11 protein-coding genes are annotated in these 11471 nt (G+C 55.4%); 2 read left to right on the plus strand and 9 right to left on the minus strand.

Going from position 1 to position 11471, the window contains the following annotated elements:
• The coding region (locus GJ1_RS12535) for an acyltransferase family protein (RefSeq protein ID WP_066232917.1) at nucleotides 1-707 on the plus strand (707 nt) is incomplete at its 5' end.
• Between the two features lie 88 nt (nucleotides 708-795).
• Here the strand turns inward: GJ1_RS12535 and thiE are convergent.
• The 8 genes from thiE to GJ1_RS12575 form a co-directional block, all read right to left on the minus strand.
• The gene (thiE, locus tag GJ1_RS12540) at nucleotides 796-1461 is read right to left on the minus strand and encodes a thiamine phosphate synthase (RefSeq protein ID WP_066232921.1); all 666 of its coding nucleotides are present in this window, start codon (nucleotides 1459-1461) and stop codon (nucleotides 796-798) included.
• Between the two features lie 5 nt (nucleotides 1462-1466).
• Nucleotides 1467-2267 (minus strand): bifunctional hydroxymethylpyrimidine kinase/phosphomethylpyrimidine kinase, encoded by an 801-nt coding sequence (thiD, locus tag GJ1_RS12545; RefSeq protein ID WP_066232924.1) that lies wholly within the window; start codon nucleotides 2265-2267, stop codon nucleotides 1467-1469.
• 18 nt (nucleotides 2268-2285) lie between these two features.
• Nucleotides 2286-3095 (minus strand): hydroxyethylthiazole kinase, encoded by an 810-nt coding sequence (thiM, locus tag GJ1_RS12550; RefSeq protein ID WP_066233005.1) that lies wholly within the window; start codon nucleotides 3093-3095, stop codon nucleotides 2286-2288.
• Between the two features lie 173 nt (nucleotides 3096-3268).
• A complete protein-coding gene (locus tag GJ1_RS12555) occupies nucleotides 3269-4291 on the minus strand; it encodes a glycosyltransferase family 2 protein (RefSeq protein ID WP_066232927.1) in 1023 nt (340 codons plus the stop codon).
• Between the two features lies 1 nt (nucleotide 4292).
• Nucleotides 4293-5972, minus strand: a complete 1680-nt coding sequence (locus GJ1_RS12560) for a DUF6044 family protein (RefSeq protein WP_174520118.1) — start codon at nucleotides 5970-5972, stop codon at nucleotides 4293-4295.
• Nucleotides 5973-6143: 171 nt separating this feature from the next.
• The gene (locus GJ1_RS12565; RefSeq protein WP_066232935.1) at nucleotides 6144-7124 is read right to left on the minus strand and encodes a phosphotriesterase family protein; all 981 of its coding nucleotides are present in this window, start codon (nucleotides 7122-7124) and stop codon (nucleotides 6144-6146) included.
• Complete coding sequence (locus GJ1_RS12570) at nucleotides 7124-8806, minus strand: long-chain fatty acid--CoA ligase (protein ID WP_066232938.1); 1683 nt, start codon at nucleotides 8804-8806, stop codon at nucleotides 7124-7126. Before GJ1_RS12570 ends, GJ1_RS12565 begins: the two co-directional genes overlap by 1 nt.
• 175 nt (nucleotides 8807-8981) lie before the next feature.
• The gene (locus GJ1_RS12575; protein WP_044731224.1) at nucleotides 8982-9818 is read right to left on the minus strand and encodes an HAD family hydrolase; all 837 of its coding nucleotides are present in this window, start codon (nucleotides 9816-9818) and stop codon (nucleotides 8982-8984) included.
• A gap of 127 nt (nucleotides 9819-9945) precedes the next feature.
• Here GJ1_RS12575 and GJ1_RS12580 point away from each other — a divergent pair, with 127 nt between their 5' ends.
• Nucleotides 9946-10215 (plus strand): excalibur calcium-binding domain-containing protein, encoded by a 270-nt coding sequence (locus tag GJ1_RS12580; protein ID WP_066233008.1) that lies wholly within the window; start codon nucleotides 9946-9948, stop codon nucleotides 10213-10215.
• A gap of 89 nt (nucleotides 10216-10304) precedes the next feature.
• Here GJ1_RS12580 and GJ1_RS12585 read toward each other — a convergent pair whose 3' ends face one another.
• Nucleotides 10305-11276: a YbgA family protein gene (locus GJ1_RS12585; RefSeq protein ID WP_066232945.1), complete on the minus strand. Its 972-nt coding sequence runs from the start codon at nucleotides 11274-11276 to the stop codon at nucleotides 10305-10307.
• Between the last annotated feature and the right edge of the window lie 195 nt (nucleotides 11277-11471).

Below are 11471 nucleotides of genomic sequence, written 5' to 3' on the forward strand. Positions count from 1 at the left end.
CGCTGGAGCTTGACTTATTGACCCCGCACTGGAGTTTATGGTTTTTGCTCAGCCTGTTCAGCTGGAACGTGCTGCTGTTATGGTTCGGCCGGCTGCCGAAGCGGATCGCGCTGCCGCTGGCGCTTCTTCTCGGCTTGGCGGGCGGAATGATGGAAGCGGAAAAATGGCTCAGCTTGTCGCGGACGCTCACGTTTTTCCCGTTCTTTTTGCTTGGATTTTTCTTTCAAAAATCAGCGATCGAGCGCTTGTTTGCCGCCCCAGTGCGCCTCGTTTCGCTATTCGTGCTTGTTGGCATGTTTTTCGTCATCCATTTTGGGTTTCCGGATTTGCCGCAAGATTGGCTGTACGGCTCAAAATCGTACGATACGCTCGGCGTCTCGGAACCAGCCGGCGTTGCGAGCCGCCTTGCCATTTATGGGGCGAGCCTGCTCATGATGTTCGGCTTCCTGTCGCTCATCCCGAGCCGGCGCTTCTCCTTTTCCGTGCTTGGGGCGCGCACGTTTTACATCTATATCTTGCACGGGTTTATTTTAAAATATTTGCACGAGACGCCGTTCCCTGACTTTATTATGGATGTGCACGGCTATCCGCTTTTGCTCGCGCTGTCGGTTGCCATGATGCTCATCCTTGGAAGCAAGCCGGTCGTCCGGCTCATGCGGCCGCTGTTGGAATGGCGATGGCCGAACTGGCGGCAGACAACGACCTAGCAGTCAAAAAAAAGGTGTCCCGAAAATCAACGGGACACCTTTTTTCCATTATGGAGCCTTGCCTACAAGTGGAAACCGCCTTTTTCATTCAGCGCGTGCGGGCGGCCCGCACCGCTTCCGCCAAGGCGGCGGCCGCCGCTTTTGGCGCCGGAGCCGAAGCGATGGCGCTGATCACCGACACCCCGTCCGCTCCCGCTTCAATGACCGTTTTCGCATTGCCTGCCGTAATGCCGCCGATGGCGACGATCGGAATCGCAATCCCGGCTTCGCGCAGGCGGCGGAGAACATCCGGTCCTTGCGCTTCCTTTGCATCCTCTTTCGAACTGGTCGGGTAAATCGGGCCGACGCCGAGGTAATCGGCGCCCGCCTCCACAGCCGCCCTTGCTTCTTCGACGTTGTGCGCTGAGACGCCAAGAATTTTATCGCCGATTTTTTCCCGCACGCGCCGCGCGTCTTCATCATCTTGACCGACATGGACACCGTCGGCATCAATGGCGAGGGCCAGCTCGACGTCATCGTTGACGATAAACGGCACCCCATAAGCGCGGCAAAGGCGTTGCAGCTGCCGGGCGAGCGCCTCTTTGTCCGCCCCTTTTAAAGCGCCCTGCCCTTTTTCGCGGAACTGAAACAACGTCACACCGCCGTCAAGCGCTTCTTTCAGCACATCGGCGGCCGGCCGCTCGCTGTTTTGGCTTCCCATGATGAAATACACGGCGAGCCGCTCCTTCATTTCGCCGCTCGTGATGCGCGCCATCGTTCTCACTCCCCGTATTGGCGGTACGCCCAATGGTTCGTCGGCCCATGGCCTTGGCCGATGCCGAGCGGATGAGAGATCGCCGCCTGCACGAACGATTTCGCCGTTGCGACTGCATCGACGACCTGCCGTCCTTTCGCCAGCTCGGCCGCGATCGCCGCCGCAAATGTACAGCCGGTTCCGTGCGTATGGCGCGTATCAATCCGCTTGCTTTTAAAATAGGAGAATTCGCTGCCGTTATACAGCAGATCAACCGTTTCTTCTCCATCATCGTCATGGCCGCCTTTCACGACGACATAGCGGGCGCCCATCCGGTGGAGGAGGCGCGCGGCTTCGCGGCGGTCATCCATCGTGCGGATGACAACGCCCGTCAATGCTTCCGCCTCCGGAATGTTCGGCGTAATAACGAGCGCCAACGGCAGCAGCTCTTCTTTCAGCGCGGCCGCCGCTTCCTCTTGCAACAGCGGAGCGCCGCCTTTGGCGATCATCACCGGGTCGACGACAAGCCGCTCCCATTTATGTTTTTTCACTTGTTCAGCAACCGTACGAATGATCTCGGCACTAAAGAGCATGCCGGTTTTCACCGCATCCGCGCCTAAATCGGCGGCCACCGATTCGATCTGCGCGGCCACTGCTTCCGCCGACAACGGATAAACGCCTTGCACGCCAAGTGTGTTTTGCGCCGTCACCGCCGTGATCGCTGACATGCCAAAGACGCCGAGCTCCTGGAACGTTTTGAGATCGGCTTGGATGCCGGCGCCGCCGCCGCTGTCCGACCCGGCAATCGTCAACGCTTTGTACACCATCGTTTTTCTCCTCCCCTTTTACCGTTGTTCCACCCGGCCATGTCGTTTGACATCATCGACGCTTGTATACGCCAACGCGTCCAAAAACGCCGTCTGGAAGCTGCCCGGTCCGCGCTCCCCGGCTTTGGCCGCCGCCTGCTCCGCTGCGACGCCGTAATACACAAGCGCGGCCACCGCCGCCTTCACCGCATCGCGCTCAACGGCCGCAAACGCTCCGACGACCGATGTCAGCAAACAGCCCGCCCCGGTCACTTTCGTCAGCAACGGATGGCCGTTCTGAATAAGATACGTCGTCTGTCCGTCCGCAACGACGTCCTCTTTTCCGGTAATCGCGACAACGGCGCCGAGCTGCTCCGCCGCCCGTTTGGCCAACGCCACTCGATCGCCGCTTCCTCCGCCGGCGTCGACTCCTTTAATCGCCCACGCCTCACCGATCATATTGGCGATCTCCGCCGCATTGCCACGGATCACGGCGAGCTTGACTTGTTCCGCGATGCGGCGCGCCGTCTCCGTCCGGTAGCGCGTGGCCCCGGCCCCGACCGGGTCGAAAATGACCGGCACGCCGGCTTCATTGGCCGCCTGGCCGGCGACAAGCATCGCTTCTACCTCTTCGGCATTCAACGTCCCAATATTGAGGACAAGCGCTCCAGCGAGCTTCGCCATCTCGCCCACTTCCTCTTTCGCATACGCCATCACCGGCGAAGCGCCAAGCGCAAGCAGCCCATTTGCCGTAAAATTCGTCACAACGACATTCGTGATATTATGGACGAGCGGATTCTCCTCTCTTACCCGCTCGAGTAGTTCCGCCCATTCATGCCAATTGGCCATTTCCGGTTTCTCCCCTTTCCAAGCCTTTTCGCCGGCCATACACTGACTTTCGCCATATTTTCGTTCACATGGAATGATCCATTCTCCCCATCCATCAGTCTACTCTTTCTTTTTTTGAATTGCAAGACAAAGAAAAAAGGCGGCCGCCAAAGCGCACCTCCCTTTTTGTTCCATTACGAACGCGTCCATTCGGCCGCCCCTCCCTCTTCGGACGGCGCCGCCGGCGACAGCCGCTGCGGCAGCGGCCAATTCCATAAATCCAAATCGATGATATAGCGCGGCCGCCGTTTCGTTTCTTTGTAAATTTTTCCAATATATTCACCAATCAGCCCGAGCGCCATCAGCTGCAAGCCTCCTAACAGCCAAATGGACATGATAAGCGACGTCCAGCCTGTTTCCGTATGCCCGGCCCATTTGAGGAAAAGAAAATAGGCGCCAAACATCAGGCTGACGACAAAAGAGAGAAACCCAACGAGCGAAATGAAACGGATCGGGGTGACGCTGAACGACGTCACGCCATCGAGCGCAAAGGCGATCATTTTTTTCAGCGGATATTTCGTTTTCCCGGCCAGCCGCTCTTTTCGGTCATAATAAACCGTCGCCGACCGGAAGCCCAAAAGCGGGACGATGCCGCGCAAAAACAAGTTCACTTCCCCGAACTGTTCGAGCGCGTCCACAGCGCGCCGGCTCATGAGGCGATAGTCGGCGTGGTTGTAAACGAGGTCGACGCCAAACGCCTTCATCAGCCGGTAAAATCCTTGCGCCGTATGGCGCTTGAACCACGTATCGACATCGCGTCGCCGGCGCACGCCGTAAACGATGTCATAGCCTTCGCGAAACTTTTTCACAAATTCGCGAATGGCGGCCACATCATCTTGCAAATCGGCGTCGATCGAAATGAGGCAATCGGCATGCCTTTTGGCAGCGAACAACCCAGCAAGCAGCGCATTTTGATGCCCGGCGTTATGCGCCAGTTTCAGCCCTTTCACTTCCGGGTGGCGCAAACTCGCTTTGTATATGATCTTCCATGTATCGTCACGGCTGCCGTCATCGACGAACAAAAGCGCGCTTTTGGATGAAATGAGCTGCTCTTCAATCAATTGTTCGCGCAGCTCCCGCAAGCAGCGGATCGTCTCCGGCAGCACCTCTTCTTCGTTGTAACACGGCACAACAATGGCCAACGTCGGTTTGAACATGTCACCTTCCTCCCCTTAGCACGACTTTGTATAAATAGATGGTCCACGCGGACTCTTTTGAACGGAACACCCGCTCAAGGCGCAAGGCGTTTTCGCCAGCATTTTCAATCGGCAAGGCTGAGAAAATGTAGCGCCCGCCCATGTCGTAAAACGCTTTCGTGTTCAACTCAAGATGACGAATCGTGCGCTTTGAGTTTTTCTTAAACATATAGCGCTTGCCAAGCTCGTCGACAAACAGGTAGCAACGGCCGCCCCATTCATCGAAATACTCGCGCAGCGTTTCGTTTTTCGCAAGCTCCTTGGCGATGATGCGGCGAAACCGATGCTTGTATTCGAGCGGATAAAAGTTGTTGTACGTATCGAGCGTGTAAAAGCCGTTGTATTGAGCGATCGCCGGGTGGATGCCGATGCTGGCGACACGGTATGTATGCACCGGGAGGCCGATATAGCGGCGAATGGCGGCAAACTGCTTTTCCGCGTAAAACTCGCGAAACGACGGCTTGTCGCGGTAGACGATTTCCTCATTGCATAAAGCAAGCACGACAAGCTGCAAGACAATGGCCGCCGCACCGACCGCCCGCCACCTTCGGCCTTCCTGCCAAAAAATTTTCAGCGCCAGCGCAAAGAGGACGTAAATGACCATCGGCCGCAAAAAATGGTAGCGGGCGAAATTGAACTTATCGAGCAAATCGAACCGCTCGGTGAGCGGCAGCCATCCTTTGTAAAACCAAAACGCATACCATGTCGACAACGCGAAGTTCAACCCGTGCAAAATCAAAAACAGTTTTTCTTGCCGCCAGCTTTTCCGCTTCCAGACAAAATACAAGGCAACGAGCGTCACCGGTAAAATGACGAGCCCATGCACGGTCATGACGTGGGTATGGCCGAGCACATAGTTTTTGAACGTCAACCGGATGACGCGCCAAAGCGGCAGGCGGGCGTGGAAATATTCGTCGCGGCTTGTCGGCTCATCGGAAAACAAGAGCGAATGGACAAGCCGGTAATCGACCGCCAAATAGAGAGCTGTCATGTAGGCGATCGCTGCAAAAAAACGCCAATTCCATCCTTTGCCGCGGATGACGTCGATGAGCCACCAAACCCCAAGCGCGCTCAAGAAAAAGAAAAATCCAAGCACGAAGCTCGAATAGAGCGGCAAGAGCGTCAACACCGCCCAGTTCACCCATGAACGCTCGCCGTTGCGGATGTTTAAAAACGCCCAAAGCGCAAACGGCATCCCAAGCGTACTTAACATTCCCGATGGCCAAAACGGCGTCAAGGCAAATGTCAACGAAGCGCCGATGCGAATCCATCCCCAGCGCTCGCCCGGCAACACATGTTTTCGCAGCAGCAAATACATGCCGATGAACGCAAATACGCGGGTTACGGTTTGGCTGAGCCCATAGGCGTAAATGGATGGAAACAGGGCGTGAAGCCAAACGATGCCGCTGAATTCTGTGCCGAACGCGTTGCGCGGCAGGCCGTTGATGATTTGCGGGATGACGCCATCGACCGGTCCGAACAGCTCACCGCTTCGAGTGAGCACCTTATACCAGGCGATGTTCGAATCCAAATTGTCATGGACGCGCATGTGCGCATCTTCGCCAAGCACAAAATACGGCGACACGTACAAGGCGATGACAACGAAAGAGAAGAACAGGAGTCGCTTTTCGATGGCCGGCACCTTTTCTCCTCCTTTCGCTCGGCTCATGTCTCTCCTTATTGTTGAACCAAACAGGAAAATTATTCGCAGGAATGGAAAAAAACGGATCCCAATCCAAACAAAAACCCGCCGTCGACCGGATGAAGCCGGACAACGGCGGGTTTGAATTCGAAATTCGAGGCTTGCGCCGCCTTATGCGGAGAACAAGGCAGCTGGGTTGCGGATGAACATTTGCCCAAGCTGTTCGTCACTGATTCCTTCGTTTTTCAGCACGGGGATGATGTTCACAAACAAATGCTCGACATGCCAGTTTTTCATCATCTCGGCAAACGGCCCAGGCAGTTCAAACGGACGGCCGAGCCAAAGGTTGACCGTATCATGCGAAAGCATAATTCGATCCGCATATCCGTCGCGAAGCAGGGCAAGAAGCGTGTGAATCCGCTCCTCATCTGTCGGCGCGCCGACCATCCCTTGGATGCCGAAGCGGTCAAAGGCGATATACACCCCGTGCTCAAGAGTCCGGCGATGGTAGTCCGGGTCGGTGTTGCCGCACATATGGCCGATGACGATCTTTTTCGGATCGGCGCCGTGCTCAAGCAAATAAGCGGCTTGTTCCGGCCCCATCGTCCCTTCTTGCGTATGAGTGATGATGACTGCGCCCGTCTCTTTTTGCGCGCGGGCGGCGGCGCGGAAAAACAGTTTCTCATACTCGGTGATGCGCCCTTTGCTCGAGGCGAGCTTGATGACACCCGCCTTGATTCCGGTATCGGCAATGCCCTCGGTCAGCTCAGCCATAAACATGTCGTAAATGTCGTCTTCCGCCGTCCCGAGCAGCTGGCGGAATTTGAAATACGGCGGCGCCCCTTCCCCTTCGTAGTAATAGCCGGTGGCGCAAATGATGTTCAGCCCCGTCTCTTCAGCGACTCGCCGCAAAAACGCCGGGTTGCGCCCGCAGTCGTTCGGCGTCGGATCAACGACCGTTTGGATGCCGTGCCGCTTCATCTTTTCCGCCGCCTCGACTGCGACGCGAAGCGCCTCGTCTTCGCGGAACGGGCCGCGCGTCACATCGCCTTGAAATCCCGGGTAGCCGAAGAGGAAATGCTCGTGGATGAGCGTTTTGCCAAGCCGTTCCACCGGCACCGGGCCAAGAACGGTTTCGACCGTCTTTGCCATTAGGCTTTCGCCCCTTTCCCTGCTTTTTCATATTCCTCCTCTTGCAATTTCCGCCAAAGCAATTTGCCGCTTGACGTCATCGGCAACGATTTGCGGAATTCAACGAGGCGCGGATATTTGTACGCCGCCATTTGCGTTTTCGCCCATTCGATGATCTCCTGTTCCGTCACTTTGCCGACATACTCGTCATGAAGGACGATAAACGCCTTCACCGTTTCGCCGCGGCGCGGATCCGGCGCGCCGACAACGCACGCCTGCTGGACGGCCGGGTGTTTGTAAAGAAGCGACTCGACTTCCGTCGGCCACACTTTGTACCCGGAGGCGTTGATCATCCGTTTGACGCGGTCGACGATGAAAAAGTAGCCTTCTTCATCCATCCGCCCGATGTCGCCGGTGCGGAAAAACCGCTTGCCGTCGAGTTCGATGAACGCCTCTTCCGTTTCTTTTTCACGCCGGTAATAGCCGCGGAACACTTGCGGGCCATGGACGACGATCTCCCCGACTTCGCCGACGCCAAGCTCCCTCCCCGTCGCCGGGTCGATGATGCGCGCATCGACGTCAAACGACGGGACGCCGAGACATTGCAATTTCGGCCGGTCCGGCGGATTGAAATGCGTCTGCGAAATCGTCTCTGTCAGCCCGTAGCCTTCAAAATAACGGACGCCGGTGAGCTGGAACAGCTTTTCCCCAACCGCTTCCGGCAGCGCCGCCCCGCCGCCGGAAATGCTCGAAAGCGAGGAAATGTCATACCGGCCAAGCGCCGGGTTGGCCAAAAAGTCGATGAGCATCGTGCTGATGTTCACCCAATGCGTGCAGCGGTGCAATTCAATCAGCCGGGCGGCCGCGTCCCGATCCCAACGCGTCATCAACACCATGGCGGCGCCGGCGAAAATCGGCGTATGCATGCTATGGACCATTCCTGTGACATGGAAAAACGGCAGCGTTGCCAACGCGACCGAATCGCTCGTCACATCGCCCCAGTGGTAGGCGCCGACGATGTTGGCGTTCACCGTCCGGTGCTGGTGGATGCAGCCTTTTGGCACCCCGGTCGTCCCGGACGTGTACGGCAAGACGGCGATGTCATCGACATGACCGTTGTATGGAAGCGGCGGCAATTGGGCGCCGAGGCAGTCCACCCATAAAAGAACGCGCTCATCCCCAATGGCCCGCCGCGGCGCTGCCACTTCCGCCGGAAGCGCCACCGGCGATTCGTCGGATGCATAGTCGGAATAAGCAGCGACGATGATCTGTTCAAGCGGCGTCCGGTCAAGGAGCGGGGCTGCTTTGTCAAGCAGCTCCTGCCCAACGAGGGCGACTTTCGTCTCACAATCGTTCACGTAAAAGGAAAGCTCCTCTGAGGTGTTCATCGGATTGATCGGCACGACAATCGCTTCAGCACGCAAGATGGCATAGTAGGAGATGACAAACTGCGGAGAATTTTGCATGTACAAGAGCACGCGGTCGCCCGGCTTGACGGACAGCTTTTGCTGCAAATAGCCGGCCAACGCGTTGACGTCATCAAGCAGCTCTTTGTACGAGTACGCAGCTCCGTAATAATAGATCGCCGTTTTGTTCGGGTAGCGCTTTGCCGTTGTTTCCAAATGGTCGACCAGCGTCGTCTCCGGCACAGCCAGCGTTTTCGAGAGCCGTTTCGGCCAATACGGGTAATGTCTCGTATTCATTCCGCCCCCTCCTCCTTTTCACGCGATCGTTCAATGCGGCAACCGCCGCGCAAGCAGCATTGGATAGCTTTTTTTTACTGACCGGTTGGTATATAGCCGGGTGTTTTTTATTGTACACGCTTTCATGAATATTTTCAATAATTTTCCGAATATACAAAACAAAAAAATACACCGCCTACAACAGGCGGCGCAGCACCGGCACACACGCCGACGTCGAAGCGACGATGAAATCTGCATCCCCTTGTTTCGCCAAGCCATAGGTGTCGACCAACATCGTCCGGCAGCCGAGCCGACGGGCCGGAGCGATATCATTGCCAACATTGTCCCCCACGCAAAGCATTTGTCGGTAATCGACGCCAAAACGCGCCCGAATGGCTTCCAAATGGGCGGCCGTTTTAATCGGTTTGGCAGCTTGGAAAATTTTATGGTGAAATACATCCGCCAACCCCAGCTTCCGCAAAATGGCTTCGCTGTCCGGCTCCGGACTGTTCGTCATCAACACAAGCGCCGCTTTTTTACGCAACTCGGTGAGCGTCTCCGCCAACCCCGGCGCCCCGTTCATTTTGAATTCCGGCCCCATCATCCATTCGCGCGTCTTCAAAAATGCCGCATATGTATCCGCATTAGCCAATCCGTAATGGCGGCCGATCGAGCTTGGAACCCACCAAAGGTCGCCGATGCTGAAAAAGCGGTCCAAGTCGACCGCCACCGGCTTCGTGTAAACCGTTTCGATCTCCAGCTTCGTCAACGGCTCGCCGCTCCAGCGGCGAGCTTCGCGAACATTTCCTTCTTCGAGCTGTAAAATCAAATCTTCCTTTGTATCGTACACAACGCCGATGCGAAGCGGATGGCGTCCGGCGAGCACCGCGCGGTAATCGTTCCAAAACCGCGGCCGGTCTGTTTCACAAAGCCGTTTGGCCACCTGCTCGGCGTAATAATCAAAATGCCCCGTTTCCTCGTATAGTGTTCCGTCCAAATCAAAGACGATCGCTTTGATGTCTGCTCCGTGCATACTGTTTCCCCTTTCTTGGCCCGTCACCGTTTGCTTGTCCGCTTTTGGTTGATGAACGAACGCAAATATGGCAAAATATGATTCTAGAAAAGCTTGCCATCATTTTGCAAAGAGGGGGGAACACATGATGAGATTCGTGATCTCGCTTGTCCTTTCCCTTGCACTCGTAGCCAGCTTTTCCTTTGACTCGCTCCGCCTGGCCGAAGCGGCAGCCAAAATCAAAACGTATCCAAACTGCACCGCGCTGAACAAAGATTATCCAGGGGGCGTAGCCCGCTCCTCCTCTGTCAAAAACAAAGGAGGAAAAACCAAATATAAGCCTTATGTATCGAAAGCATTATACGATGCCAATCAACGACTGGATCGAGATAAAGATGGGATCGCCTGCGAACGATAGTCTTTCGCCCTTTGTTCTCCATCTTGTTCAAAGCCAAAGGGCCAACCGAATCGCCCTTTGGCTTTTGTTTTCTTCGAATGCGCGATCGCTCACACCGCCGTTTCCCTTCCTTTGCCCGAATCGCGGACATCTAAGAGAGCAGGCGGGTACGGGGCGAAGTACCGCTGTTGCAACAAATAATCGTTTTCTTCGCGAATGGCCCACGATTTCAAGACGCTTGTCACACTGCTGAGCGGCAGTTGCTGCGCCCGATATTGCGCCAACAGTTCCAATACATATTGCTTTTCTTTCGCTGACATCTCCTTTTTGAAATAGCCCATCACATGTTGGCAAACATTGATATGGGAACGGCGTTGCGGAGCGCGGGCAAATAAGGCATGCAATCCCTGCTCATACAACTTCAGCACCTGCTCAACCGGAAGGCGTTCACGGTTCGCCACCAAGCGGCCAAGCTGCTTCAACCACTTTTGACTGTACGCCATAAATAAATATTTATGCTCAGAATGGAATTGCACGAGCGCTTTCATGGACCGCTCCGCTTTCACTTCACGAAATAAGGCGAGCGAAAACAACTTTGTCAAAAAGTGTTCGCGAATGGCTGCATTCGTCAAGCGTCCTTCTTCCTCAATAACCGCTTGGGGAAAGCGTTGAAATACATGATCGGCGAACAGCCCTGCTCCTTTCTCGATGACCATGCTGCTGTCAGCATCGCCATACACTTTTACATCTTTGATACCACACGTCGGAGAACGGCTTTTTAAAATGAATCCATCGATTTCTTCGATTTGGTCGAAGAAGGAGGTGGCAAATGCCTTCATTTCCTTCGTCCAATCTCGATTTGTCGACGGCTGCACAAGCCGCTTTTCCTCGCCGTGTTTCACAAGCCGAACCGTCTCCCGCGGAACCCCAAGACCAATGGCCACTTCGGGGCATACAGGAACAAGCCGGGCAAACGCGGCTAAACGAGATATAAACGGATTGTGAATGATGTCGCCGTTATACCGGCAAGCGGAAAACCCGAGGCACTCGCTGACCACCACTGTTGGAATGGCGTAATGCATCTTTCTTCTCCTTTCTCGTTCCGTCATCTCTCTTTGTTATTGTAACCAATCAAATGAGTGACTGTCATGAATGCCGATTTCATTGAGCCAGTCAAAAAATCGGTATAAGTTAGAAGAAGCAATAAACAGCTCCAAATGCAAACAGCGCCCTAAGCGGCTTTCCTGCTTAGGACGCTTTGTTCTTTAGCGGAACAG

Source organism: Geobacillus jurassicus NBRC 107829 (assembly GCF_001544315.1).
Classification (GTDB): domain Bacteria; phylum Bacillota; class Bacilli; order Bacillales; family Anoxybacillaceae; genus Geobacillus; species Geobacillus jurassicus.

Bases quoted from the DNA above. Each gene is read 5' to 3' on its own strand.
- thiE (WP_066232921.1), bottom strand. From the start codon at position 1,461: ATGGCGCGCATCACGAGCGGCGAAATGAAGGAGCGGCTCGCCGTGTAT.
- thiD (WP_066232924.1), bottom strand. From the start codon at position 2,267: ATGGTGTACAAAGCGTTGACGATTGCCGGGTCGGACAGCGGCGGCGGC.
- thiM (WP_066233005.1), bottom strand. From the start codon at position 3,095: ATGGCCAATTGGCATGAATGGGCGGAACTACTCGAGCGGGTAAGAGAG.
- GJ1_RS12555 (WP_066232927.1), bottom strand. From the start codon at position 4,291: ATGTTCAAACCGACGTTGGCCATTGTTGTGCCGTGTTACAACGAAGAA.
- GJ1_RS12565 (WP_066232935.1), bottom strand. From the start codon at position 7,124: ATGGCAAAGACGGTCGAAACCGTTCTTGGCCCGGTGCCGGTGGAACGG.
- GJ1_RS12570 (WP_066232938.1), bottom strand. From the start codon at position 8,806: ATGAATACGAGACATTACCCGTATTGGCCGAAACGGCTCTCGAAAACG.
- GJ1_RS12575 (WP_044731224.1), bottom strand. From the start codon at position 9,818: ATGCACGGAGCAGACATCAAAGCGATCGTCTTTGATTTGGACGGAACA.
- GJ1_RS12580 (WP_066233008.1), top strand. From the start codon at position 9,946: ATGAGATTCGTGATCTCGCTTGTCCTTTCCCTTGCACTCGTAGCCAGC.
- GJ1_RS12585 (WP_066232945.1), bottom strand. From the start codon at position 11,276: ATGCATTACGCCATTCCAACAGTGGTGGTCAGCGAGTGCCTCGGGTTT.